The 24791-nt window shown below is 55.0% G+C and carries 21 protein-coding genes and 2 pseudogenes; 11 read left to right on the top strand and 12 right to left on the bottom strand.

Annotated elements, in window-relative coordinates:
- Nucleotides 1-23 precede the first annotated feature (23 nt).
- The 5 genes from AC3IX1_RS29080 to AC3IX1_RS29060 all read right to left on the bottom strand — a co-directional run bounded on the left by AC3IX1_RS29080 (nucleotide 24) and on the right by AC3IX1_RS29060 (nucleotide 4208).
- A complete protein-coding gene (locus AC3IX1_RS29080; RefSeq protein ID WP_019821287.1) occupies nucleotides 24-365 on the bottom strand; it encodes a hypothetical protein in 342 nt (113 codons plus the stop codon).
- Between the two features lie 74 nt (nucleotides 366-439).
- Nucleotides 440-1378: a copper homeostasis membrane protein CopD gene (gene copD, locus AC3IX1_RS29075; RefSeq protein ID WP_489388872.1), complete on the bottom strand. Its 939-nt coding sequence runs from the start codon at nucleotides 1376-1378 to the stop codon at nucleotides 440-442.
- Nucleotides 1379-1381: 3 nt separating this feature from the next.
- Nucleotides 1382-1765, bottom strand: a complete 384-nt coding sequence (gene copC / locus AC3IX1_RS29070; protein ID WP_019821291.1) for a copper homeostasis periplasmic binding protein CopC — start codon at nucleotides 1763-1765, stop codon at nucleotides 1382-1384.
- A gap of 368 nt (nucleotides 1766-2133) precedes the next feature.
- Nucleotides 2134-3522 (bottom strand): heavy metal sensor histidine kinase, encoded by a 1389-nt coding sequence (locus AC3IX1_RS29065; RefSeq protein WP_489388871.1) that lies wholly within the window; start codon nucleotides 3520-3522, stop codon nucleotides 2134-2136.
- Nucleotides 3519-4208, bottom strand: coding sequence for a heavy metal response regulator transcription factor (locus tag AC3IX1_RS29060; protein WP_489388870.1), 690 nt, complete (start codon nucleotides 4206-4208; stop codon nucleotides 3519-3521). The genes AC3IX1_RS29065 and AC3IX1_RS29060 overlap by 4 nt, the downstream gene beginning before the upstream one ends.
- Before the next feature lie 205 nt (nucleotides 4209-4413).
- Here AC3IX1_RS29060 and AC3IX1_RS29055 point away from each other — a divergent pair, with 205 nt between their 5' ends.
- The 5 genes from AC3IX1_RS29055 to AC3IX1_RS29035 all read left to right on the top strand — a co-directional run bounded on the left by AC3IX1_RS29055 (nucleotide 4414) and on the right by AC3IX1_RS29035 (nucleotide 8486).
- Complete coding sequence (locus tag AC3IX1_RS29055; protein WP_489388869.1) at nucleotides 4414-4767, top strand: co-regulatory protein PtrA N-terminal domain-containing protein; 354 nt, start codon at nucleotides 4414-4416, stop codon at nucleotides 4765-4767.
- A gap of 165 nt (nucleotides 4768-4932) precedes the next feature.
- Nucleotides 4933-5469, top strand: coding sequence for a cupredoxin domain-containing protein (locus AC3IX1_RS29050; protein ID WP_489388868.1), 537 nt, complete (start codon nucleotides 4933-4935; stop codon nucleotides 5467-5469).
- Nucleotides 5470-5562: 93 nt separating this feature from the next.
- Nucleotides 5563-5814, top strand: coding sequence for a DUF2933 domain-containing protein (locus AC3IX1_RS29045; RefSeq protein WP_489388867.1), 252 nt, complete (start codon nucleotides 5563-5565; stop codon nucleotides 5812-5814).
- Nucleotides 5815-5816: 2 nt separating this feature from the next.
- The gene (locus tag AC3IX1_RS29040; RefSeq protein WP_489388866.1) at nucleotides 5817-8174 is read left to right on the top strand and encodes a heavy metal translocating P-type ATPase; all 2358 of its coding nucleotides are present in this window, start codon (nucleotides 5817-5819) and stop codon (nucleotides 8172-8174) included.
- A 111-nt stretch (nucleotides 8175-8285) separates the two neighbouring features.
- Entirely contained in the window at nucleotides 8286-8486 is a 201-nt protein-coding gene (locus AC3IX1_RS29035) for a heavy-metal-associated domain-containing protein (protein ID WP_489388865.1), read from the top strand.
- A gap of 113 nt (nucleotides 8487-8599) precedes the next feature.
- On the opposite strand, the gene flgB is transcribed toward AC3IX1_RS29035, so the two are convergent.
- Nucleotides 8600-9013 carry a flagellar basal body rod protein FlgB gene (gene flgB / locus AC3IX1_RS29030; protein ID WP_489388864.1) on the bottom strand — a complete coding sequence of 138 codons (414 nt, stop codon included), beginning with the start codon at nucleotides 9011-9013 and terminating at the stop codon, nucleotides 8600-8602.
- 383 nt (nucleotides 9014-9396) lie between these two features.
- Here flgB and AC3IX1_RS29025 point away from each other — a divergent pair, with 383 nt between their 5' ends.
- The 4 genes and pseudogenes from AC3IX1_RS29025 to AC3IX1_RS29010 form a co-directional block, all read left to right on the top strand.
- On the top strand, nucleotides 9397-9603 hold the full coding sequence (locus AC3IX1_RS29025; protein ID WP_046056971.1) for a co-regulatory protein PtrA N-terminal domain-containing protein: 207 nt from the start codon (nucleotides 9397-9399) through the stop codon (nucleotides 9601-9603).
- Nucleotides 9604-9818: 215 nt separating this feature from the next.
- On the top strand, nucleotides 9819-11738 hold the full coding sequence (locus AC3IX1_RS29020; RefSeq protein WP_489388863.1) for a copper resistance system multicopper oxidase: 1920 nt from the start codon (nucleotides 9819-9821) through the stop codon (nucleotides 11736-11738).
- A 232-nt stretch (nucleotides 11739-11970) separates the two neighbouring features.
- Nucleotides 11971-12948, top strand: a complete 978-nt coding sequence (locus AC3IX1_RS29015; protein WP_489388901.1) for a copper resistance protein B — start codon at nucleotides 11971-11973, stop codon at nucleotides 12946-12948.
- A 9-nt stretch (nucleotides 12949-12957) separates the two neighbouring features.
- Nucleotides 12958-13386: pseudogene (locus tag AC3IX1_RS29010) on the top strand (c-type cytochrome); the annotation flags it as partial.
- 172 nt (nucleotides 13387-13558) lie between these two features.
- Here the strand turns inward: AC3IX1_RS29010 and AC3IX1_RS29005 are convergent.
- The 6 genes and pseudogenes from AC3IX1_RS29005 to AC3IX1_RS28980 form a co-directional block, all read right to left on the bottom strand.
- On the bottom strand, nucleotides 13559-14530 hold the full coding sequence (locus tag AC3IX1_RS29005; RefSeq protein ID WP_019694544.1) for an ExeA family protein: 972 nt from the start codon (nucleotides 14528-14530) through the stop codon (nucleotides 13559-13561).
- The gene (locus tag AC3IX1_RS29000; protein WP_242031608.1) at nucleotides 14520-16157 is read right to left on the bottom strand and encodes an IS481 family transposase; all 1638 of its coding nucleotides are present in this window, start codon (nucleotides 16155-16157) and stop codon (nucleotides 14520-14522) included. Before AC3IX1_RS29000 ends, AC3IX1_RS29005 begins: the two co-directional genes overlap by 11 nt.
- Nucleotides 16158-16161: 4 nt before the next feature.
- The gene (locus AC3IX1_RS28995) at nucleotides 16162-16737 is read right to left on the bottom strand and encodes a recombinase family protein (RefSeq protein WP_019694546.1); all 576 of its coding nucleotides are present in this window, start codon (nucleotides 16735-16737) and stop codon (nucleotides 16162-16164) included.
- A gap of 243 nt (nucleotides 16738-16980) precedes the next feature.
- A complete protein-coding gene (locus tag AC3IX1_RS28990; protein ID WP_019694547.1) occupies nucleotides 16981-19584 on the bottom strand; it encodes a sensor domain-containing protein in 2604 nt (867 codons plus the stop codon).
- Between the two features lie 463 nt (nucleotides 19585-20047).
- Nucleotides 20048-20281: pseudogene (locus AC3IX1_RS28985) on the bottom strand (ATP-binding protein); the annotation flags it as partial.
- Nucleotides 20282-20964: 683 nt separating this feature from the next.
- On the bottom strand, nucleotides 20965-21855 hold the full coding sequence (locus AC3IX1_RS28980) for a LysR substrate-binding domain-containing protein (RefSeq protein WP_019694550.1): 891 nt from the start codon (nucleotides 21853-21855) through the stop codon (nucleotides 20965-20967).
- Nucleotides 21856-21936: 81 nt separating this feature from the next.
- Between AC3IX1_RS28980 and AC3IX1_RS28975 the strand changes: the two genes are divergently transcribed.
- Together AC3IX1_RS28975 and AC3IX1_RS28970 are read left to right on the top strand one after the other, a co-directional pair.
- A complete protein-coding gene (locus tag AC3IX1_RS28975; RefSeq protein WP_031319771.1) occupies nucleotides 21937-23145 on the top strand; it encodes a M20 aminoacylase family protein in 1209 nt (402 codons plus the stop codon).
- 58 nt (nucleotides 23146-23203) lie between these two features.
- A complete protein-coding gene (locus tag AC3IX1_RS28970) occupies nucleotides 23204-24571 on the top strand; it encodes a citrate-proton symporter (RefSeq protein ID WP_019694552.1) in 1368 nt (455 codons plus the stop codon).
- The last annotated feature ends 220 nt before the right edge of the window (nucleotides 24572-24791 follow it).

The raw sequence follows: 24791 nt of genomic DNA, 5'->3' as shown, positions 1-24791 counted from the left end.
TGAGGCTCAGTGTGGTACAGGAATCAAGTGCGGGGCGGTCGCCATACCCCTGACGGGGTTTGTACTGGATGGGAATCTAGGGAGAAGGACAGTACGAGGGGGCTGGATAAGGTGATAGGAGGCTTGATGATGGAGACTTGCAGCATGCCACCTGTCTTGCACTCCTGGCCTGGCTTGCAGGGTTTGCCGTGCTCGGTGGGACTTTTCATGTCATGGCAGCAGTCTTGACCCATGCCATCCATCATCGCCATGCCCATGGTTTTCATGGGGCAGGGCTCAGTCGGCGCCTGGACACCCGCCATCCCGCTGAGGGGAAGCGCCAGGCTAATCAGGAAAATCAGGCAAAACCGTAGGTAGCGTTTCATGGGCTGGAGTGTAGCCGGTGGAAATGGCCCTTACAATTCACCTTCGAGACTCCTTAGTCGGCTGTCACCAACCTCTATTCCGAGCTCATTTCCATTTCCGGACTTAAAGTGCCTAACCATGCGACAAGACAAATTATGACGACTGCCATTAAAAACTCGAGTGTCATGCTGCGGCGCAAGGCATTGACTGCGGCAGAGTATTCTCCATTTCGAACTGACCGCTCCAATACCGGACTTAGGTGAAAGCGGTTCAGTGTGGCTAAAACGATCATCACAGCAAAGAGCAATATTTTCAAAAACAGCAGCTGGCCATAAGTACTGAGCATCACTTCATCAAGGTTTGGGCCAACGATAAACAGGTAATTTACTACGCCCGTAACGCTTATGATCGCAACAATCACTCCGCCGGCCGACTCAAAACCAGTTAGTACCCGTGCAAGAATTTGAGCTTCTTGTTCGCCCTTCAGCGATTTCAACCGCAGCAGTAGAGCGAATGCCAATAGAGCACCCAACCAGCCACCTGCGGCTAAAAGATGGAATATATCGGTAATGAAATGCCAGTAGCGTCGGCTGCCTTCATCCATGGCGCCGTGCCCTGTCCAAGCCAACGTCGCCAACGCAATTGCTCCGCATACGGTGACGATCCAGAGACTGGGTGTCGGAAATCGCTTGTTCAACGCGACGCCAATAATTGCCATCACCAAGGCAGCTATTCGGACCATCCAGGTCAACCCGACGTCGGTCCCCATGAGGACCATTTCAAAAATATGGCGATGTAGCTCCATAAGCTCCGACACACCGCTCATTGCTTTCGCAAGCAACAACATGGCGACAAGGGATAGAGCTACACCTGCAACAGAAGTACCGTAAAGAAGCGACTCAAAATTCAAGACCGTGCCCGATACTCTTTCCTTTCCCCTGAGGCTGTACAAGCCGAAAATTGCCAATCCGAATAACAACATCAGGTCGAAATAAAGAGCAAAGCGAACCACAATATTTATTGAGTCGCTCATAAATCATTTCACTTTAAATGAGAAGTTGCCGGTGATCGGGTGAGTGTCCGAGGAGACAGCACGCCATTCGACTTTGTAGGTACCGGTGGTCAAAGGTGCTGCCGGTGTAATCACCATCGTTTTCGGATCACCGCCACCAGCGACGGCGGCCTTAACACCCATTGGGGAGTTCGGCATGCCAGGCATATCGGTCATGATCAGTTTTGCACCGGAAAACTGAGTGGTGAGATTCTCAGAAAAGTGCAGTTCAATTTTCGAAGGGGCCGCCGCATTCGAGCCTTCTGCCGGAGTGGAAGAAAGGAGCTTTGGATGTGCTTGAGCAACGGCACTCAGAAGCAAACCAGCGGTAAGTGCAACAGCTACGGTCGTAGTTTTAAGGAATGACATGCAAGACTCCTCACAGCAAGAGCTGTTGATTCGAGGTTTGTTTGGGAACATCTAATTTTTACTTTTCGATTCTTGTTAAAACCACTGATGATTAGCTAGTAGCCTCCGTGTTCTAGGTCAGGTTGAACACGAGAAACTCACTAGGCCCCAACGTCACAGTGCAAGAACACGATGCCACACGAACGCAAACTGTTCGATTACATTTCAGTCAGCTTGACGCGGTGTTTGGCCTCGAATTGGCGGGCGTAGCGAGACTTAAAGACGAGACCGCGTGCCCAGATACTAGGGTTTTCACTCATTCTAAAATAACGAAAGTGGACGCTGGGCGCAGGCTGAGAGATCGCCGTTGATCACAAATGCGCCGTTGTTCAGCTGACCTTCAAGTCAACACTAGGAAACTCTAGATGAAAGGCCGTTTTCCCGTCACATGACGTACACCAGATCTTGCCATCATGCGCTTCAATAATTGATCGGGTAATCGACAAACCTAACCCTGCGTTGCTTGGACTCCCTTCTCGCCGCGCTGGGTCCACGCGATAAAAACGATCGAAAAGCTTTTCAAGATGTTCGGGGGCAATGGGTTCTCCGTGGTTCTCCACGACGACCAATACCGACATCTCCTTCTGGAGGATTTCGACACTGATCGTCTTCCCTTCAGAGGTGTAGCGAAGCGCGTTAGAGAGCAGGTTAGAAATGGCTCTGTGGAGCATAAGGACATCGCCTCGGACGCTGCCCCTTCCTGAAACCTTGAGTTCAATCCCTCGCTCATCAGCCAAAAGGCGGTAGTACTCAAGCAATTTTTCCACGACTTCCACGAGGTCTATTGGTTTGTTCTCGTGTGTGATCAGACCGTTGTCAGATTTCGCCAGAAATAGCATGTCATCAATCATCCGACTCATACGCTTCAAGTCATCAAGATTTGAGTACAGGTTGTCTTCGTAGTCCTCAATATTCCTTTTTCTTGAAAGCACCACTTCGGTGTGGGTCATCAAGTTGCTCACGGGGGTCCGTAGTTCGTGGGCAATGTCTGCGGAAAAGTTTGATAACCGGACAAATGCATCGTCGAGCCTGGACAACATTGCGTTAAACGACAGCACCATTTGCTGAAGTTCTTTGGGAACGGGTGCTAAGGGGATGCGCTCTTTGAGTGATTTTGCTGACATTGAGGCAGCGACCCGCGTGACCTGGCGAATAGGCCGCATGCCACTGCTTGCTACCATCCAACCGAGTCCAGCACTGACCAATGCGCTGATCACCAACCCTATCCAAAACCAGCGCTCAAGCGTCTCGAAAAAGGACATATGCTGAGTAACGTCAAAGATTAAAATGACTGTCAACGGCTTGTCTTGCCCCGTCACTACGGCTTGTGCTGTCACGCCACGGAACATCTGCTCTTGCTCCCGCCACTCCCAGACGTTGTTGTTTGTGGTTGTGCGGAACTCCTTCGGAATATCTACCGGACCGGGATCAGCAAACAGCAGCTTGCCGTCACCATCGATTATTAGGGCAGTCAAATCACGGTGAGCCCCCAGCAGCGCCTCCAGCTCAGGCTTAAACTCGCTGAATTGATCGATGCTGTTCAACCCGGACAAAATTTTCTGGGTCGAGTGGAGCTTTTCGTTCAATGCCTGCTGATCCAGCATCTTAAAATGATGCCGGCTGAGGTTATTGAAACTGAGTCCGGCGACCGTGAGCACGGCCGTTACCGCGAGCATGAACATCAGACTCATGCGGGTCGTCAGGGACATTCGGTTCATTCCGACTCCGAATCAGGTGCATCAAGCATGTAACCCATTCCCCTTGCGGTATGAATCAACTTGACCTCAAAGTCGTCATCTATCTTGGCCCTCAACCTCCTCACTGCAACCTCGATAACGTTGGTATCGCTGTCGAAGTTCATATCCCAAACCTGGGAGGCGATAAGTGACTTTGGCAGCACCTCTCCTCGACGTCGTAGCAACAGCTCAAGCAACGCAAACTCTTTGGCCGTAAGGTCTATGCGCTTGCCTCCACGAATGGCCCGACGCTTGAGCAGGTCTACCTCCAGATCAGCCAATTTCATGTAGGTTTGCGAGGGAGCGCCGTTACCCCGACGCAGCAACGTTCTGACACGGGCCAGCAATTCAGAAAATGCGAAGGGTTTAATCAGGTAATCATCTGCTCCGAGTTCAAGTCCTTTTACTCGATCCTCAACACGGTCTCGCGCCGTGAGAAAGAGCACGGGAACGTCTTTCCCCGATGCACGAACCTTCTGAAGCACTTCCCAACCATCCAGCCCGGGCATCATGACGTCGAGAATCAGCAGATCATAGGCCTCGCTCAAAGCGTGCTGAAGCGCCACTTTGCCATTAGTAAAGCGATCAACATTGAACCCTGCCTCGGTGAGTCCTTGCTGCAAATAGATACCTATTTTTGGTTCGTCTTCAGCGACAAGAAGTCTCATGAGGGTCGTTCTCAGATAATGGTGAAGCGGAGTCTGCAACGAAAACCGGCAGCCAACCAGCAACTGACAGAAAAGTAATATTGGCTTCAGGTAGATGTCAGCAAGCGCTGTCTAGGGTTCAAGCATGAGTACTTCCTGGTGCTCGACCGACTCTTCAGCATGAAACGTTTGGGAGCCGGAAAACAATTCCATAAGGAGTTGCCCCATGAATCGCCTGAAAATGCTGTTTTTTGTGAGCTCGATACTCGTCTCAGCTTCTGTATGGGCTGAAAGTGGCGGAGACCGGGTGATAGAGCGTATGAAAGGCCTGCGCGACAAGGCTGAAGCCGTACTGATTCAAGCTGAAAATGCCCCTGAAGGACAGCGTCATGCCCACATGGCCGAGCATATGAAGATGCTCGGCGACATCATGAGCCAACTCCATAAAGATCATCCAGACGCCTCAATGTCACCCCAGCAGCACGTAGCCTGGATGGAAAAGCACGACAAAATTGTCGACGACGTTTTGAGCCAAATGCAACGTGAGCACAAGCTGATGCTTTCAGAGAACCACCAGTGAGCAACTCGCTGAAAAGAGCTTTTTGAACAGTCTTGTTGAATGCGGCGTCATCTGGACGCCGTATTTATTTCGAAAACTGACAGAAATGTAGTGTTCAGGTCAGTTAACTGGCAGCTCCGTGTCTTTAGCATAGCCAGTACTCCCACTCTTACTCTCGAGGTCACCATGAAAGCTAAGCTCGTTACCCCTGTCATCGCAGCAATCACTCTACTCTTCGGTGCTACGGCTATGGCCAGCGCAGGGCATGGGAAAGAGGACATCGGCCAACCTGGGGTCGCCTCTGAGGTTACCCGGACGGTGGAGGTCGAGATGGGCGATATTTTCTTCAAACCTGAAAGCATCGACGTAAAGCCTGGTGAAACTATTCGATTTGTCCTTCGCAATGAGGGTTCGCTGCTGCACGAGTTCAACATCGGCAAAGCCGCTGCTCATGCAGCACACCAAAAAGAAATGGCAAGCATGTTCCAGAACGGGACGCTTAACCCCACCGGTACCGGGAAAACGATGAGCGGTATGAGCCACAGCATGGGTGGAATGAAGATGGTCGGAATGGAGCACAACGACCCGAACAGCATCCTGATTGAGCCTGGCGCAACCCAAGAGCTGATCTGGACCTTCAACAACAGCACAGGCCTTCAGTTTGCCTGCAACGTGCCGGGGCATTATCAGTCAGGGATGGTTGGTCCGTTTGACCTGAAGTAAGCCGGAGCTGGCTGCTAACACCGCTTCGCCGCACGAGTTGGCTACGCTCTGTCGCAGAGATCACAGCAACGCTCACACAGTGGGGTTTAGATCATGAATAACCATCAGCATCCGGAAGGAAACACCACCGCACCATTTTGGAGGCGCAAAACAGGCGTTGTACTGATCATGCTCATTGCGATTGGTGCCTTTTACGTTTTGCGGGAGCATTTCAGCCACGTTTATCCATTTTGGCCTTATCTGATTCTGTTGATCTGTCCATTGATGCATTTTTTTGGACATGGCCATGGCGGACATAGCCATGGCGATCAGGAAGCAACCCACAAGGACGAAAAAGGGAAATAGCCATGCCTACCATATCGAGCCACCACGACCACAGTCACGCCCATGCTGCTCCGCTCAATGACGATGATCTACGTGACCCGGTGTGCGGGATGGCAGTCACTTCATCAAGTAAATTCGGTGAGTCTTATCAGGGACGGACGTATCGATTTTGTAGCCTGAAATGCCAGGAGAAGTTTCGAGCTGATCCTGAACGCTACGGCGGTAATGTTTCGAGCGCCGAGTCCCGTGTCACCACTTCAGAGTCTGCGGTACAAACAGGCACTGAGTTTACCTGTCCGATGCACCCGGAAATACGCCAGCCCGGACCCGGTAACTGCCCTAAATGTGGCATGACATTAGAGCCGGTCATGCCCGCGCTCGATGAAGAAGAAAATCCTGAACTCCGGGATTTCGCCCGACGCTTTTGGTGGTCGCTGCCATTAACCATTATAGTGACCGTGCTCGCCATGGCGGGACACTCGTTACAACTCCTCCATGGCTCGATCCAAAACTGGATCGAGCTCGCTCTGGCGACACCGGTGACCTTATGGGCAGGTTGGCCCTTTTTTGTAAGGGGCATAGCCTCTATTAGAAATCGCAGTCCAAACATGTGGACTTTGATTGGTTTAGGTACCGCCGCAGCCTACCTTTACAGCGTCATGGCAACGCTCTTACCCCAAAGCTTTCCCGCCACCTTCATGCAAGATGGACGTATCGGCGTCTACTTCGAAGCCGCCGCGGTCATCATCTCGCTCACCTTGCTTGGGCAGATTCTTGAGCTCAAAGCCCGATCGCAAACCTCCGCCGCCATTAAGTCCCTTCTCGGTCTATCGCCCAAGACCGCACGCCGGATCAATGCCGATGGACAGGAGGAAGACATTCCTCTCACCCATGTTCACCTTGGAGACCATCTGCGGGTCAGGCCTGGTGAAAAGGTGCCAGTTGATGGCTCAGTACTGGAGGGTGAAAGTGCGGTGGATGAGTCCATGCTCACTGGTGAGCCAGTGCCGGTAATGAAGAGAGCTGGAGATAGCCTGATCGGCGCCACGCTGAATACACATGGCAGCTTGGTAGTGGAGGCGCAGAAGGTCGGCGCCGAGACCATGCTGTCACAAATCGTACAGATGGTCGCTCGGGCTCAGCGCTCCAAAGCACCAATGCAACGAATGGCCGACTCTATTGCTGGCTACTTTGTGATGGGTGTTATCGCGATTGCGATACTGACATTTGTCGGCTGGGGGCTTTTTGGCCCTGAGCCCAGTTGGGTGTTTGGTCTGATCAACGCTGTCGCCGTACTGATCATCGCTTGTCCCTGTGCGCTAGGTCTTGCTACGCCGATGTCGATCATGGTTTCGACGGGTAAAGCAGCCAGCATGGGTGTGCTGTTCAGGGATGCCAGTGCCATCGAAAACCTTTGCAAGATCGACACGCTGATTGTCGATAAGACAGGCACCCTGACAGAGGGACGGCCAGTGTTTCACAGTGTGGAGGCCACACCCAGATTCAATCCCCACGATGTTCTTCAGCTGGCTGCCAGCCTCGATCAGGGCAGCGAACATCCCTTGGCTCATGCAATCGTCGATCACGCCCGAACCGAGAACATTAAGCTCACCAAGCCAGAATCCTTTGAGTCTGGTTCAGGTATCGGGGTCAGTGGCATCGTTGATGGCAAGAAGATCCAGCTGGGGAACACCGCGCTGATGGAAGCCGCAGGCGTAAACACCAAGCCCCTACAAGTTCGTGCAGAGTTGTTGCGTCTTGACGGCATCAGCATCATCTACCTCGCAGTCGACGGGGTATTGGCAGGGTTGTTGGCAGTATCAGATCCAATTAAGCCGACCTCCAAAGAAGCAGTCACCAAGCTTAAGGCTGATGACATCAAAATCATCATGGCTACTGGCGACGGGCTCACCACCGCTCGGGCTGTCGCCAGGGAGATGGGGATTGAAGAAGTCCACGGTGAAGTGAAACCTCAGGACAAGGAGCGTCTGGTCGCAGATCTCCAGCAATACGGCCGGAAGGTCGCCATGGCTGGTGACGGTATCAACGATGCACCGGCCCTGGCGCGAGCAGATGTGGGCATTGCCATGGGGACAGGGACTGACGTTGCGATGAATAGTGCGCAACTCACGCTGGTAAAAGGCGACCTGATGGGGATTTTACGAGCAAGGGCTCTTTCGGTCGCAACAGTAAAAAACATGCGGCAAAACTTGGGTTTCGCCTTTCTTTACAACTCGATGGGTATTCCCCTTGCCGCAGGCTTGCTCTATCCACTGACGGGACACCTCCTGTCGCCAATGATCGCTGCCATAGCCATGAGCGTCAGTTCTGCATCTGTAGTTTTCAATGCATTGAGACTGAGGAATGCCCGAATTGACTGAGCTTCAATGACGCTCACAACCCGAAACAGATAACTGTTGACCTTGCCATCGTGTCAACGTTGATGCTGTCTGTGCGGTGAAACGAGACCGCTCAGCACGAGAGGAATAACCATGTTCGTCTTAGATGTATCAGGCATTGGATGCGGCAGTTGCGTCAGCAAAATCACCAAAGCGATTCAGTCACTGGACACCGAAGCTACGGTTTCCGTGGATCGGTCAGCCGGTAAGGTGAGTGTTGAAAGCAGCGAAAGCCCAGAGCAGATTCGTAAAGCTGTCGAGGCGTTAGGTTTTCCTTCCCAGATCAGCGCTTGAATGCTGACACCTGCCCCTGGTCAGAGCCCCATATGCAAAGGGCTCCCCTTGGTGAACCCTCAGGGAATACCGAAGCAGCCGGTCACAATTACCGCTCGCAAGCCCCTGCGCTACTAATCACCTCGCAGAGCTTTGAGCAAACCTTTGAATGCTCCATTCAAGCGAGTAAAAGCGGCGTCGAAACGTATTCCATTTTCTGCGTACTTTGCGACCTCGATCTGCTGATCGACAGTATTTTGATCAATGGCAGGTTGAGCCGGTGTGCTGTAAAGCAAGCCACCTCCATAAATATCACTTGCTGATTCTTTTCCGGCAATGTGTTTTATATTTGTTGTTTCCAAAGAAAACGGAGTAGTAGGTGTTTCTTTTGTCTGGCTTGCAAGCACAGTAGAAAAATCTAAATCTCGGGCCTTGAAGTTCGGCGTATCAGCGTTTGCGATATTGTTACTCAGGATCTCAGCTCTTTGACTACGATAAATTAACGCTCTTTCTGCGGAGCCAAGCGCTTTCTCAAAATTAATACTCACACTCAATCACCCTCAGCAGCGCTACTTTTTTCAAGAACATCGAACACTTAAGTGTTGACACGGTGCATCCAGATTCACATAAGCAATTCCAGTGTAGAAACTAAAAAAACGTCTTCACCTTGGAAATTAACGAAAACTTACAAAGTTCGCACCTCAAACTGATACTCAGTAAAATTGCGGTGTGACGTTGGAAGATCGAGACCTTACGGATTAAATAGCGTGTTCCTCAAGAGATATATCGCAACCTGACACAACTGTAATATTCACCTAAGGTTCCTGACAGGGGATGAGCCTTATAGTCCTATTGAGCCTTAAGCTCTTCCCTAAGAATCATCACTTGATGTGGATTCGGGGATTACCAATACTCATCAGAGGAAATTCAAATGAACCCCATCAAAACTTTGTTCGTCATCGCAGCCCTGACCGTCTCTTCTTTGGCAATGGCTGAAGGCGGTGGTGACCGGGCGTTCGCACGTATGGAAGCGGCTAGGAATAATTCAATGGAATCGTATCAAGTAGCCCAAAAGCAAAGCACCCAACCTCCCATCGCAGAAAGCCAAGCCAAAGCGATGGACCACAAGAATTGCTGAATAGTTGCTGCGTTCCCAAGCTGACAGAAATGTAATCACTGTGGTGGTTCAAATGTGGCAATTTCAGAGCTCGCTTGCCGTAAGAACTCGTTTTTAGTGACGGCGAGCGAGCTCATTCGGGCTCATTACCCCCCCGAAAGAGTGCCTTCACCTGTTTGAGCAACTCATTGGTTGTTTCGCACGGCTTCCCTTTTGACTGATCGGACATAAACGGCATGCATTCCAAAACCTCTAGGCGGACATTCGTTAAAGGCCTGGCCGCTGGTGGCATTCTCGGCGGCCTTGGTCTGTGGCGCACTCCTGTATGGGCAGTGACCAGTCCTGGTCTGCCAAGCGTTCTCACCGGTAACGAATTTGATCTGTTTATTGGTGAAACCCCTGTAAACATAACTGGCTCGCCGCGCACAGCCATGACCATCAATGGTTCGTTGCCCGGACCTTTGCTGCGCTGGCGCGAAGGCGAGACGGTCACACTGCGTGTGAAAAATCGCCTAGACCAAGACACCTCCATTCATTGGCACGGGATCATTCTGCCCGCCAACATGGACGGTGTACCGGGTTTGAGTTTCCATGGCATCGCGCCCGATGGCATGTACGAGTACAAATTCAAGGTGCATCAGAACGGTACGTACTGGTACCACAGCCACTCTGGTTTGCAGGAGCAGGCAGGCGTTTACGGTCCAATCGTCATCGACTCGAAAGAGCCTGAACCTTTTCAATACAACCGCGACTATGTAGTGATGTTGACTGACTGGACCGATGAAGATCCTAGTCGCGTCATGGCCAAGCTCAAGAAGCAATCGGACTATTACAACCACCACAAACGTACCGTGGGCGACTTTATCGACGACGTCAGCAAGCAAGGTTGGTCTGCTGCCGTGGCCGACCGGAAGATGTGGGCTGAAATGAAAATGAACCCCACTGATCTCGCAGACGTCAGTGGGGATACTTACACCTATCTCATGAATGGCCAGGCGCCTAACGGAAACTGGACCGGTATTTTCAAGCCGGGCGAGAAGCTGCGCCTGCGCTTTATCAACGGCTCAGCTATGAGCTATTTCGACGTCCGCATCCCTGGTTTGAAAATGACCGTAGTGGCGGCTGATGGCCAACATGTCAAACCAGTCAGCGTCGATGAATTCCGCATCGCCGTGGCAGAAACGTATGACGTGATCGTAGAACCTGCCAGCGAAGAGGCTTACACAATCTTCGCCCAGTCCATGGATAGAACCGGTTATGCACGTGGGACCTTGGCAGTTCGCGAAGGATTAAAGGCACAGGTACCGGCGATCGATCCTCGCCCGCTTTTGACCATGGATGACATGGGTATGGGCGGTATGGCGGGCATGGACCATGGCAGCATGGCTGGTATGGGCGGCGGCGATATGAAACAAGGTGACATGTCAGGCATGGCTGGCATGGACCACAGCAAGATGGCGGGAATGGACCAAAGTGACATGACCGGGATGACCGGCATGGACAGCGGCGACATGACTAACATGGCCGGTATGGACCACAGCAAGATGGCGGGAATGGACAAAGGCGACATGTCCAACATGGCCGGCATGGACCACAGCAAGATGGCAGGGATGGGCGGTATGGATGGCGAAATGCAGACTCACCCAGCGTCCGAAACCAACAACCCCTTGGTTGACATGCAAGCCATGAACCCTACGCCAAAGCTAAACGATCCAGGCATCGGTTTGCGGAACAATGGTCGTCGAGTACTCACCTACTCAGATCTGAAAAGCACTTTCCAAGACCCTGACGGTCGCGAACCCAATCGCACCATTGAGCTTCATCTGACCGGTCACATGGAGAAATTTTCGTGGTCCTTCAACGGAATCAAATTTTCTGACGCCGAGCCACTTCGTCTGAAGTATGGGGAGCGTCTTCGAATCACCCTGGTGAACGACACCATGATGACCCATCCCATCCATCTTCACGGCATGTGGAGCGACCTTGAGGATGAGAACGGCAAGTTCATGGTGCGCAAGCACACAATCGACATGCCACCAGGTACCAAGCGCAGCTATCGAGTCACCGCTGATGCCTTAGGTCGCTGGGCTTATCACTGCCACCTGCTTTTCCATATGGAAATGGGCATGTTCCGTGAAGTACGGGTTGATGAGTAAAGGAGACGATCTGTGAGCACATACCTAAATCGTAAATCGCTGGTCGGTTGCCTCTTTGCCATCGGCTTGATGGGTGGACTCTCGTCCGTGGCGCGGGCAGTCGAAGATAGTAGTGATCATTCACCTGCTACTCCTGCAAAAGCAACGAGCAAGCCTGCAACTACGACAAACGAGTCAAAGCCCGATCACGGGTCAATGGACCACAGCAAGATGAGCCATGAGTCGATGGATCATGACCAAAAAACCAAAAAGGCAGATTGAGATCATGACCAGTAAGTTTTTACGCCCAACGTTGATGGCACTGGCAGTCTCTACCAGTCCTGCTTTCTTTGTCGTGGCTCACGCCGCTGAAGAGATGGATCACTCCAAGATGGACCACGGCTCAATGGGAGCTATGGACCATAGCAAGATGGGGGCTATGGATCACAGTAAGATGAGTTTGGATGATGACGGGCAAATGGACGGAATGGAAAGTATGGATGGAGGGGCGACTACCACCAGTCGAACCCCAGTCCCCGTACTTACCGACGCTGACCGTGCAGCCGCCTTTCCAGATGTTGCTGGTCATGGTGTCCACGACAAAAAACTCAACTCCTTCATGCTGCTGGATAAGTTTGAGTACCAGGATGCTGACAACGGTAGTGCATTGGCCTGGGATGCAAAAGGATGGATCGGCGGTGACGTTGACCGACTGTGGTTGCGTTCGGAAGGCGAACGTACCAATGGCGTAACGGAAAACGCTGAACTCTCAGCACTTTGGGGGCACTCCATCGGTCCATGGTGGGATGTCGTCACCGGCGTACGACAAGACTTCAAGCCCGGGTCACCACAAACTTGGGGAGCGCTCGGTATTCAGGGCATGGCCCTCTATAACTTTGAAGCCGAAGCGACTGCCTACATCGGTGAGAACGGTCAAACCGCTGCTCGATTGGAAGGCGACTACGACATTCTGCTGACCAATCGCCTGATCTTGCAGCCGACGGCCGAAGCCAATTTTTACGGAAAAAATGATCCTCAGCGCGGCATTGGGTCTGGATTGGCAAACACCGAAGTCGGGCTCCGATTGCGTTATGAGATTGTTCGCCAATTTGCCCCTTATATTGGGGTTAGCTGGAGCCGCTCCTACGGCAATACGGCAGACCTGGCCCGCGATGAAGGAGAGGATGCGAATGAGGCGCGATTTGTCGCCGGTATTCGGATGTGGTTTTGAGGGCCTGACATGAAAAGGACATTGAAAACATTGACTGCTGCCGGGGTGGTCGCCGCAATAGTAGGTGCCGGCGTGGTGTATTTTGGTGTGATCAATGTTGGGGCGGATGATCCACATTCCGATCCCGTTTTAGCCCTACTTTCCACCGCTCGGGATCGCTCGATCGAAGTGCGCTCACGCGACATTAAAGTCCCCGACCTGAGCGAAGAAGCTCTCATCCGCGCAGGTGCTGGCAACTACAACTCTATGTGCATCGGTTGCCATCTGGCTCCGGGTATTGCAGGAACCGAGTTAAGTAATAGCCTTTACCCTGCACCTCCAAATCTTTCAAAACTGGGCGTTGATGGAAACCCTGGCGCAGCTTTCTGGATCATCAAGCATGGAATCAAATCCACAGGCATGCCCGCTTGGGGTAAAAGCATGGCCGATCCCTACATGTAACGGCCTGCATTTGAAAACTCCCCGGCCTGCAATCAAGGCGTTTTCCGACCAGGATTAACTGCGATTGTCCGGTCCTGCAAACCAGCATTAACTGCGAATGAACCTGCATTGATCCGCGTTGACCTGCATTCCATCGTCGCCAACCAGCATTAACTGCAAATGACGGGGCTCAGATCGGCAAGCCCGCTGCCAGCATCTTGTCGCGTAATTCGACGGCCCGAGTCGGGTCGAGCGTGTTGCTGAACAACGCCTTGATCTCGGTGGGCCTGGCATCGAACTGTTCCACCAGGTCCTTGATGCGGTAACCGTGACGCGTGAGGGTCGGCTCCAGGTCATCCAGTTGGCGCGACAGCACCGAGAGCACGAGATCTGCCGACACGGGTTTCTCGCCGGTCAGGTAGCCCGCTTCCAAGGCTAAACTGAGATGCAGTTGGATTTGCAGTGGCGTGCGCAGCTTAGTGGCGAGCAGGTCAACGGCGTCTTCGGTCAGGATCGACTCGGGTTCGACCTTTCCCTCGGTGCAGGTTTCCAGCAGCCAATGAATGTATTCCCTCTGACTGCCGGTGATGCCGTCGAGCGAGAAGATGTCGGTGCGGTAGCCGATTTCCTCCATCGTTGGTCGGCGCAGGTCGTTACGTAGCTTGGGGTGCCCGGCCAACACAATCGACAGCCGCCCGTTGCCATCCTCGACCAGCTCCATCAAGCGTTTCAAGCCGGTCAGGGTATGACCGTTGAGGTCATGGGCCTCATCGACGAACAGAGCGACTGGACGCTTGTTCTTCCTTACCAACTCGCGCAGGTCACGCTCACGCTTTTCGCCTAGGGTGGGGATGCGTACCTGCTTCTCGGTGGAGAGGTCATAGAATAGCGCTGCGATGAAAGTAGCCAGCTTGATGCTGTGCTTTTCAATGGCGAGAGACTTGGAGACAGTGATCTTCTTTTCCTCTTCCATCGCTTGTTGCAGTCGGCGCAGCATCACGGTCTTGCCGCTGCCGATGACGCCACACAGTGCAATCAGCCGTCCTTCGAAGATCGCTCCCTTGATATCCTTGATCAACTGCTGATGGTGGGCGGTTTCAAAGTAGCCGGCCTGGTTCAGTGGCAACGACAGTCCGTAGTGCTGCATCACTTCAGCCCGCATGTTCTTCTCCTGCTTTCTTGTGGCGGAAGTAGTCCCGCACGCGCTCCAACACAATACGGCGTGTCAGGGTTTCGCTCAGCACCTGGTGGATGAAGGCCTGATCGTCGGGTGAAAGCTTAGCCAACGGCTGCGCCAAATCATCGGCAATGGCGAGCTTGGCGGCGATGGTGCTGGGAAACCGATATTCGTGCGCCTCGGCATTGAAGGGTTGGCGCAGCAGTGCCATAGGCGTGGCGGGAGGTGTCAGCCGTACATCGTTACCGGCCAATGCGGCGATGGGCAGGCCAAGCTGGTCGGCCAGCGAGCGGATGCGATCAGAACGCTCGTCCGCCTTACCGCGTTTGAAAGCGCGGTAACGATGCAATGGAATTGGTCCGGAGACAGGGTAGTAAGGTCCGAAGCGCTGCCCCTCGAACTCGGCATAGAGTTCATCATCGAACAAGCCCCAGAGCAACATCACAGTTTCGCCCGCCATGTCGGGCTCCACCTCGTAGGCTGTGCCCTCGATGGTGACGCGCGCATCGACGCCGACCTTGCGCCGTTCTGGCTCACGGGCGAAGCGGCAAAATTGCTCCCAGGTGCACATCTCGCGCAGACCTTCGGTCGACAAGTTAGCCAGCCAGTCCTCGATCCGCGAATGCGGTTCGGATCGGTGATCCTGGGTGTTGTAGGTGCGCACCAAATAGCGCAGCAACCACTCATTGGCCTGAGCTTCGGTTTCCGGTTTATGGAAGTGATACAGCGTCTCGTGGGCTTCCTTCACGGTGCGGAAGGGCCGCTCCACCTTGCCTTTCGAGCGAGCCGTGGTACGGGTGCCATCCTTGCCGGCCGGGATGTGTGTCTGCCATTCGATACCCAGTGCCTGCATGACGTTCTGGAAGACGCGGCGCTTGGCCACCGGGCCGTTGTCCAGGTAGAGCATCTTGGGGCGGCCCTGAAACGGAAAGGTCGGGTCCGCCTTCGGTGACATGGCTTTGAACAGGAAGCGCAGCGCCGACTCGGCGTCTTCGCCATACACGCAGTGGTATTCCTGATAGGCCACGCCACTGCGGTCGTCCACCACGCTGAACAGCATCAGCGTTGGCTCACCCCTGGCCGGGTCGATCCAGTCCGGTTTGTCGAGGTGTTTGAGGTCGGAGGGCGACAGGTCGAACTGCCAGCAGTCGTTGCTATGCTCCGCCTGAAAGCGCGTGGCTGGCGGTTGCCGCAACAACCGTGACTGATCCAGATGCCAGCGGCTGAGGTATTCGTTCACCGTGCTGCGGGTCAGCACCCCTTGGGGAGCCTTGACCAAGCCTTGCTCGGTCTCCACCCCGTAGTCTTCCAGCAGCTCGATGGCGCGGCGGGTGGACAGGTGCCGCCCTTGCTTGTTGGTGGTGCGCAGTTTCAGCGCGGCGATCAGTTCGCAGTAGCGTTCCAACTCGGCATGCTGCAACACGCGCGGCTTGCCGTGGTCGGCGCGATGGGCCGCGTGGGGTTTATGGATAAAGTTCAACGCCCTATACACGGTGCTTGGGGACACGCCGTACAACTCGGCTATCGCGGCCACCTGGGTAGTTCGTTCCGGGCTTTTCTTCGGCAGGCGGTCGAGCCGCTGCCGCAATTGAATCAGCGAATCGGTCGGAATGATTTTACGCCGCCCGCTGGGCATCACGCTCGGCCTCGGTCAGGTAGTTGTAGAGCGTCGAGCGGCCGATGCCCATCATCCGACAGATTTCCGCCACCGTGTGTTGCCGCTCGTGATAGAGGCGTAGGGCCATCTTCTGTTTGGCCGGATCAAGCCGCTTCTTACGGCCGCCCTTGCGGCCGCGAGCCCGCGCGGCGGACAAACCGGCTTGGGTACGTTCGCGGATCAGGTTGCGCTCGAATTCGGCCAAGGCGCCGAAAAGGTTAAACACCAGGCGGCCACCAATCGAGGCGGTGTCGATATTCTCCTGCAAGCTGCGTAAGCCGACGCCGGCGGCGTCCAGTTGCTCGACCAGCCGGATCAAATCCTTCAGCGAGCGGCCGAGACGATCCAGGCGCCAAATCACCACGGTGTCGCCACGGCGAAGCGTGGCCAGCAAGGCTGTCAGCCCGACCCGCTCGGCCTTGGCGCCGCTGGCGGTATCCTCGAACAGGCGCTCGCAACCGACTTTCGCCAGCGCATCGCGTTGCAGATCGAGGAGTTGGTCGTCGGTCGAGACGCGGGCGTATCCAATCAACATGACGATGTCCAACTATTCAGCGATAACTCAGTGTAGTCGGATGCTGAAAGATGGAGACTGTAGTTGGATATCAGCAACGCGGGGTTGGGTGAGAATTGTGTCGTTTTCAGAAGCGAAATGCACCGTAAGCGATCCATCGCCTACACATTCAAAGCCGCCAGTTGAAGCCTGATGCTGTGTTGCGCACAAGCGCAACCAGCTTGGCTGTGGTGGCCTCGCTGGTGACTTGGAGGTGAAAGTCCTCTACACACCCGGCAAGGGGTAGCCAGAGGCAAGGGCTACTGTGGATGTCTTCAACCAGTCCGCCAATAGGTCTGGTGGTAGCGGTTGGGAGAATAGGTAGCCTTGCCCCACCTTGCAACCTTGAGCATCAAGCAAAAAGCGTTGCGCCTCGGTCTCCACGCCCTCAGCGATCACTGTCAGGTTCAGGCTGTCTCCGATGCGGATCACCGCATGTGTGAGAGCCTGCGCGGCGACGTCGTGCTCCATGCCATTCACGAAACTTTTGTCCAGTTTCAGCGCGCTGAGCGGAATACGCCTCAGGTAACCGAGACTCGAATAGCCGGTGCCAAAGTCGTCCATGGCTAGGCCGATGCCCAGAGCATGCACCTCGTGTAAGTTGCGCATCGTGCTGAGGTTGGTGTCCATCATCACGCTTTCAGTGATTTCCAAGATCAGGTCACCCGGCAGCAGGGCGTGTTGCTCGAGCGTCTCGATGAGGTATCGCGCCAGATCGAGGTTGTGAAAGTTGGTCGACGACACGTTTACCGAGACGGTTGGTATATTCAGTCCCTGACGCCGCCATTCTGCGAGCTGGCGACAGCTTTCGTTGAGCGCCCAATGGCTGATCTCGTCGATTAGGCCGCACTCTTCAGCCAGAGGGATAAAGCGCGTCGGCGAGATGTGGCCGAGCACCGGGTCGTGCCAGCGAGCCAACGCTTCGATGCCATGGATCTGCCCGCTCTTCAGGTCAACCTGAGGCTGATAGTGCAGGTACAGGCATTGCGCGCGTACCGCCTCGCGTAGCGCCGCCTCGAGGGCCAAGCGTTCCTGGGCGAGCACGTTCATTTCACTGCTAAAGAAACTGAAACGCTCGCGTCCATTGGTCTTGGCGTGGTACATGGCGAGGTCGGCGTGATGTAGCAGGGTCTCCAAATCTTGACCGTTATCCGGGTACAGGCTGATGCCGATGCAGGCTGACGGCGTCAAGGTGATTCCGGCGATCTGGCAGGGTATGGACAGCAGTTCCTGCAGGCACTTCACGGTGTCGGCTGCCTGGACGTGAGTACAGGAGTTGAGTACGACGATGAATTCGTCTCCGGACAGGCGCCCGAGGAGATCGGTATCACTAATTTGCTCGCGCAAGCGTTCGGTGACCACGCACAACAACTCGTCTCCGGCCGTGCGACCGAGTGAATCGTTAACCTGCTTGAAACGGTCGAGATCGATGTAGAGCACTGCGAGCGACTGGTTGTGGTGCTTGGCGCTAGCGATCGCCTGATCGGCTTGTGCCAGCAGCAGGTTGCGGTTGGGCAGGCTGGTGAGGCTGTCGTAAAAGGCCAACTGGCGAATCTGCAGGCGCGCGCTCTCGCGCCCCAGGGCCAGGGCGCACAGGTGCGTGCACATCTGCACCAGGCGCAGGTGGAAGTTGTTCGGACTGCGGTTCTCGCGGTAGTAGAAAGCGAATGTGCCGATTACCTGGTCGTTGCTGGCTTTAATCGGGGTTGACCAGCAGGAGCGTAAGCCTAGGGGCAGGGCTAGGTTCTTGTAGTCAGCCCACAGCGGGTCGCTGCCAATATCACTAACCATTACCGACGTGCCGCGAAAGGCGGCAGTGCCGCAGGATCCAACATTCGGGCCAATTGCGATGCCATCGAGTGCCTGAGAGTAACTTTGCGGTAAGCTCGGACTAGCGAGAGGCCTGAGGCGACCTTGCTCATCGACGCGCAATATCGAGGCAATTACGTCGGGTGCGATGCGCTCGACCTCTTGGCAGATCAGTGTCATCACTTCCGTCAGGGGCGCATCTCGGGCCATGGCTTCCAAGGCTTTCTGCTGTAGAACCTCATGTATCTTGTTGTCGGTGATGTCGGTGATAACACTGAGGGTATGGCTCAGCGCGCCCTGTGCATCGAAGATCGGACTGACGCCCAAGGCGCACAGCAGCGGTTGCTGGAACTTGCTGTAGATCAACTCTTCGCCGCGGTAGGGGTGGCCGCTGCTTAAGTGCTGGCGGATGTAAGTCAGCAGGTTGCGCTCGGGATATACCATATTGAGCATCAGCGCGACAGGCTGGCCGAGCACTTCCTCGGGCTGGTAGCCGAGCAGATGGGTGACTGCTTCGTTGATATAGACCACTACACCTTTGGCGTTGGTTATCACCAAGGAGTTGTGAGTGCGCTCGGCGATCTGGGTGAACAGCCGCGTACGCTCGTTATCGCAGCGTTCCGCCTTGACCCGAGTGCTGACATCCGAGGCGAACTGGATGATCTTGAGTAGTTGACCATCGGCTGCGAACACCGGGTTGTAACTCGCTTCCAGCCACACCAGACAACCCTCAGCGCTGACGTACAGATACTGCCCGCTGATGGACTGGCCCTCTTGCAGCCTGCACCAAAAGTTATTGAAGGCCGACGAGTTAGCGTAGTCGGCCTGGCAGAGCGCGCGGTGGTGAAGGCCACGGATCTGCTGCTCCTGGTAGCCGAAAATTTTCAGGTAGTTGCGGTTGGCGCGCAACACAGTGCCATCGGGGGTGAACTCGATGATAGCCATGGAGCGGTCGAGGGCACTGAGCAGCTCCATCTGTTCAGAGGTTGTATTCGATCGATCGTCTGAGGGCAGGGGCATGATTGAACTTCCTGTTCTCTCGCCACAGCGATGGCAATGAGATTTTTGAATCTTATAAGCTGAGACTGGCGAGCTACTCTATCAATTCTGGGAGCAGCCTGAATCGAATTTTCTGCAAAAAGTCGTACAAGCTCTGATACTGAGCGTCATCAATCAGTTCAGCATCATTGAGGGCTTGGAGATAGCCATCGGCAAGACACATATACCTATGCGCCTGTTCTGAGGTGGGGCTGTCATAGACGGCTTGAACCATTTGCCGCCAGCTGACTCGCGTACGGCCATTTACACGCTCAGGCAGTAGAGGAACAACAAGCATATACAGGCTCTCCATGCGTAAGGATTGGTGAAATATGTATCTTCTGCGGATTCCACGCCATCCAGATACTCAGTCCACTAACATCCGGACAGCTGTTCCACGATCATCCGGACAGGCAGTCGTCGCGAAGAACGCAGGTTTGCATTGTTAGTCTGAAGTCCCCGCCGACGTCAATTTCGGCGATCGCCTGCACATCGACTTACCCTTCAATTCGATGTGGTCAGTGTAGTGCACCAGCCGAACCAGGATTGCGTAGGCCAGGGTCGGCCCGCCGATCAGGTCGTGCCATTTGTCCACCGGCATCTGGCCGGTCACCAGCGTTGAGCGCTGGCCATAGCGGTCGTCCAACAGCTCAAGCATGTCGCGCCGTTGTTCGGCGGTAAGGTGCGTTTTCGAGGGCTAATGAAGAACGCCGCGCAACTGGTGACGCTATTCGCCCCGTTGAACCTGTGGATGGCGCGCCGGCATTTGCTGGCTACCACAAGTATAGGTGCGCCTGGAATGCGGGAAATGGTCGCCGCGAGGTGCCCGCTGCGGCTAAAAACATAGGGAAAAGCGGATGATCTGAGCGTTCTGGATCGATTTTCCGCATTCAAAAATTGGCAGAGCTGAAGTCAGCCAAAAGGGGGTCATGCCGAGATAAGGGAAAATTCACTCATTTGGTCTGCAACTACTTGTTGGGATTGAAAATTCCTGAGACAACGCGACAGGCGTGCGAGGAAAAGTCGAGTCCTGCGCCCATCCATCAGTGAAACGTAGAGTACGTTTACTATAAAATTTTTATAGATCATCCACTTGCGACGAAAATATCCTGATTTTTGCCTTATCTCGGCATGCCCCCTAAAACACTTGCCAAAGTCTGCGAGATTTCTGAAAGTGGATCACATCATCGAGCAGACGCTGGAAGTTTTGTCAGGTTGGCAAAGGCTATGTCGTGATCTTGAAATCAACCCACAGCAGGCTGGTGAGGTGCGGGGGGCGCTTGATCTGATCAGAAAGCTACACCTTGCTGCGTAGCAGATAATTTCCCCTCCACGCTGCGAAAGTGTAGTTCTCGCAGCGGGTCATCTCCGAAGGCTGCGGGCGAAAAGCCCCGCCAGCACTCTTGCTGACGTTCCCAGTGGCACGCCTCGCAAGCTCAGGATTCCGAGTGACATAGGTGGCGGCAGGGGAGTGACGGAGAGCTGCTGCAGTCCGGCACCAAATAAGGAATCGCCGAGCAAGGCTGTTGGTCCGAAGCCTATGTGGTCAGTGCGGCGCATCAGTTCAAGCATCAAGGTCAGCGAGGCGCAGCACACCATGTTCGCTGGAGCGTCGATGCCGTTGGCTGCGAGCCACCGCACTAGGTGATTGCCCAAGCTCCCGTCAGAGAGGTTCAGCACCCAACTCGCATTCTTCAATTCTGCCCATGTCTGCGCATTCGCTAGCGGGTGACCGTGGCGGCCGGTGGGCGCTGCATGAACCTCGATCAACAGCTCAAAATTCACCTCATAGGGTAGATCCCGCGGGTTAGCCAGCGCGACCGCGAAATCGAGCCTGCCTTCTAGGAGGCCCGGTATGGCGTGCGTTAACAGTCCTTCCTCGAGACTTAGCGCTGCGTCGGGATAAATACTGCGGAATTCAGTCAGGACCGGCGGGAGGATCGTTGCCGCTACCAGCGGCGTCAAGGCGATGGCTACTCGAGCGCCAGCACCGCCGCGCAACAGCCGAATCTCCTCGCGCGCCTTGTCAAGCGTCGAATGAGCAAGGCGCGCGCGAACCAACAGCGCGTTGCCCGCTGGAGTGAACTCGATGCCCTTGTAGCTACGCATGAGTAGTTCCGCGCTGACGTCATCCTCGAGCTCGCGCAGGGCTTTCGTTAGCGCACTCTGGCTGAGGTTCATTGCCCGCGCGGCAGCGCGGATTGAGCCGGATTCGGCGACCTGAATCAGAGCTTTGAGCTGATGGTCCTTCATGGCAATTAGTGATTCCTTTTAGTTGTCATCTCGGAAAAAGTAATGCCTTCCAATAAGCACTGCAAGTTTTATGATCAGCGCATGAATACATTCGATTTGTTTCCCCCTAACGAAGCCGCGATGAAGTCATGGCGGCATACGATCCATCAGCATCCTGAACTCGGCTTCAGCGAGTTCGCGACAAGCCGGCTGGTGTCTGACTGCCTGGCGCAGTGGGGCTACGAGGTGCATTCCGGAATCGCGACTACCGGTGTAGTAGGCACCTTGCGCTGGGGCGAGGGCGGGCCGAGGCTTGGTCTCCGCGCTGATATGGACGCGCTGCCGATTCAGGAACTGACCGGCCTGCCCTGGGCGAGCCGCACGCAGGGTCAAATGCATGCATGTGGTCACGACGGACACACCGCGATGCTACTAGGAGCCGCGGAAGTGTTCGGGCGCATGCACCGAGAGGGACGCCTGACGGGCAGAGGTACGTTGAATCTGATTTTTCAGCCGGCCGAAGAGCTGGGCGGTGGTGGCGGGGCGCGGCGTATGCTCGACGAGGGGCTGCTAGAACGCTTTCCTTGCGATGCGGTCTTCGCAATGCACAATTACCCAGGAGTCCCGACAGGCCATTTCTGCTTTCGCTCGGGGTCCTTCATGGCCTCGTCCGATAGGGTGCTGATCCGCTTCAACGGTAAGGGTGGGCACGGTGCACTGCCGCACTTGGCCGTTGATCCGATGCTGCCCGCCGCAACGACAGTACTCGCTTTGCAGACCATCGTTGGTCGCAACGTCGATCCGATCGACGCTGCGGTCATCAGCGTGGGGCGTATCGTCGCGGGTAATACCTACAACGTGATCCCGGAAATGGCCGAGATCGAACTGAGCGTGCGTGCCCTGCGGCCCGAAGTACGTGATCTTCTCGAAGCGCGCATCCGGGGGCTGGTCGAAGGGCAGGCTGCAGCCTTCGGCGTTGCTAGCGAAGTGCATTACGAGCGCGGTTATCCGGTCCTGGTGAACAGCGTGCATGAAACTCGCCTCGCGGTCGAGGTCGCGCGCGAACTGGTAGGCGAGGCGCGGGTAGTGGATGACTCCCCGCCTTTGAGCGGTAGCGAAGATTTTGCCTTCATCTTGCAGCAGGTCCCGGGTTGTTACCTGCTCATTGGCAACGGCGACAACGGTTTCGGCGCTGGCGAGCACCTCGGCCCTTGCAGTGTGCACAACCCTCATTACGACTTCAATGATGCCTGTTTGGCACCTGGCGCGGCCTTCTGGGTGGCGCTTGGTGAGCGGTTCTTCAGCGAATAAATCGTTTTCATCACTCACATTTATAACAACAAACAATGTCTATTGTGGAGATGGCAGCATGAGCAAACAAAACGCAGCGCCCCCCAAGCGCCAGATTGTTGCGGCCGTTATCGGTAACGCGCTGGAATGGTACGACTTCATCGTCTTTGGCTTTCTCGCAGTGGTTATTTCGCGGCTGTTCTTTCCCGCCGAAAGCGAATACAGCTCGTTACTCATGACAACGGCGACATTCGGTGTCGGCTTTTTCATGCGTCCAGTCGGCGGCGTTCTACTCGGTATCTACGCCGACCGCAGGGGGCGCAAGGCCGCACTGCAGCTGATCATCGGCATGATGACAGTGGCCATCGCGCTGATCGCATTTGCCCCGCCGTACGCTGCGATCGGTGTCGCCGCGCCACTTCTCATCGTGTTCGCGCGGTTGCTGCAGGGGTTCGCTACCGGTGGAGAGTTCGCAAGTGCCACTTCCTTCCTGATCGAGAGTGCACCGCCCAATCGCCGCGGACTCTATGGTTCTTGGCAGATGTTCGGCCAGGGCTTAGCGGTGTTCTGTGGTGCCGCGATTACCGCACTGGTTACGCGTGGATTATCGCCGGAGGCGCTTGACGCCTGGGGCTGGCGCATTCCCTTCATTATCGGTCTCATCATCGGCCCGGTCGGTTTGTGGATACGCCGTCATCTGTCGGAAACCAATGCCTTCCTAGAAGCTCGTCAAGCGCCGAAGGAAAAACAGTCGCTCGTTCGTATGCTGCGTAATCATATGCGCGAGGTGATTACCGTTATGGCGCTCACCGTGTGCGGCACCGTTAGCTTCTACGTGATTCTTGTCTACATGCCGACCTTTGCAAATCAGCAATTAAATTTGCCGCTGACCGAAGCCTTTACCGCTCAGGTTATTGCCGTCGCGCTACTGACGCTCCTGATGCCGGTATTCGGGGCTCTGTCCGACCGCGTTGGTCGGAGGATGTTGATCATTGCCGCGACGGCCGGACTCCTCGTCGTCTTGTATCCATTGTTCAGTTGGGTACATGCAGCACCGTCGTTCGGTCGACTCATGACTATGCAGGTGGTGTTGTGCACGCTGCTCGCCGTGTTTTTCGGACCGTTCTCCGCTGCGGTGGCGGAGCAATTCCCCGCCGGCGTGCGCTCCACTGGTCTCGCGCTCGCATACAACCTTGCGGTGATGGTTTTCGGTGGTTTTGCCCAGTTCATCGTGACCTGGCTGATTCACACGACTGGCCTTCCCATTGCACCGGTGTTCTACGTGATGTTTGCCGTGGTCCTTGGCTTGGTAGCGGCCTTTTTCCTGACCGATCGTACGCACAAGGTACATCTTGAGGTCGTCGATGATGGAGGCTCAGTGGAACCAGCGGTGCAACCGGCGAATGCCGCCGTGCCCCGCAGCCGTGCGGCCACTCAAGGCCTGTAGGCGAAGGCCATCGACTATACCGGTGGTGGAAGCTGATCTTGTGCGCACCTCGAAGGGGCTGAAGACAGTGAGTCGCCATCGTTAGTCTGCATTAATCGTAAGGCCCTTCGATGCCGAACTGTCGCGTGTCCACTACTCGCGCAGTTCATAAGCTCAATGACTGTAATCGGTGCAGCCGGGGCCGCCCGCACTAAGCATTGCCCCTTCTTAAAAAATCATG

It is taken from the genome of Pseudomonas sp. KH_046_2 (genome assembly GCF_057838985.1).
Note: the sequence above shows the minus strand (reverse complement) of the source record. Positions and strands in the feature narration are given on the sequence as shown.

Coding starts and splice junctions, on each gene's coding strand:
- AC3IX1_RS29080 (WP_019821287.1), bottom strand. CDS start 365: ATGAAACGCTACCTACGGTTTTGCCTGATTTTCCTGATTAGCCTGGCG.
- copD (WP_489388872.1), bottom strand. CDS start 1,378: ATGAGCGACTCAATAAATATTGTGGTTCGCTTTGCTCTTTATTTCGAC.
- copC (WP_019821291.1), bottom strand. CDS start 1,765: ATGTCATTCCTTAAAACTACGACCGTAGCTGTTGCACTTACCGCTGGT.
- AC3IX1_RS29065 (WP_489388871.1), bottom strand. CDS start 3,522: ATGAACCGAATGTCCCTGACGACCCGCATGAGTCTGATGTTCATGCTC.
- AC3IX1_RS29060 (WP_489388870.1), bottom strand. CDS start 4,208: ATGAGACTTCTTGTCGCTGAAGACGAACCAAAAATAGGTATCTATTTG.
- AC3IX1_RS29055 (WP_489388869.1), top strand. CDS start 4,414: ATGAATCGCCTGAAAATGCTGTTTTTTGTGAGCTCGATACTCGTCTCA.
- AC3IX1_RS29050 (WP_489388868.1), top strand. CDS start 4,933: ATGAAAGCTAAGCTCGTTACCCCTGTCATCGCAGCAATCACTCTACTC.
- AC3IX1_RS29045 (WP_489388867.1), top strand. CDS start 5,563: ATGAATAACCATCAGCATCCGGAAGGAAACACCACCGCACCATTTTGG.
- AC3IX1_RS29040 (WP_489388866.1), top strand. CDS start 5,817: ATGCCTACCATATCGAGCCACCACGACCACAGTCACGCCCATGCTGCT.
- AC3IX1_RS29035 (WP_489388865.1), top strand. CDS start 8,286: ATGTTCGTCTTAGATGTATCAGGCATTGGATGCGGCAGTTGCGTCAGC.
- AC3IX1_RS29025 (WP_046056971.1), top strand. CDS start 9,397: ATGAACCCCATCAAAACTTTGTTCGTCATCGCAGCCCTGACCGTCTCT.
- AC3IX1_RS29020 (WP_489388863.1), top strand. CDS start 9,819: ATGCATTCCAAAACCTCTAGGCGGACATTCGTTAAAGGCCTGGCCGCT.
- AC3IX1_RS29015 (WP_489388901.1), top strand. CDS start 11,971: ATGACCAAAAAACCAAAAAGGCAGATTGAGATCATGACCAGTAAGTTT.
- AC3IX1_RS29005 (WP_019694544.1), bottom strand. CDS start 14,530: ATGCGGGCTGAAGTGATGCAGCACTACGGACTGTCGTTGCCACTGAAC.
- AC3IX1_RS28995 (WP_019694546.1), bottom strand. CDS start 16,737: ATGTTGATTGGATACGCCCGCGTCTCGACCGACGACCAACTCCTCGAT.
- AC3IX1_RS28990 (WP_019694547.1), bottom strand. CDS start 19,584: ATGCCCCTGCCCTCAGACGATCGATCGAATACAACCTCTGAACAGATG.
- AC3IX1_RS28980 (WP_019694550.1), bottom strand. CDS start 21,855: ATGAAGGACCATCAGCTCAAAGCTCTGATTCAGGTCGCCGAATCCGGC.
- AC3IX1_RS28975 (WP_031319771.1), top strand. CDS start 21,937: ATGAATACATTCGATTTGTTTCCCCCTAACGAAGCCGCGATGAAGTCA.
- AC3IX1_RS28970 (WP_019694552.1), top strand. CDS start 23,204: ATGAGCAAACAAAACGCAGCGCCCCCCAAGCGCCAGATTGTTGCGGCC.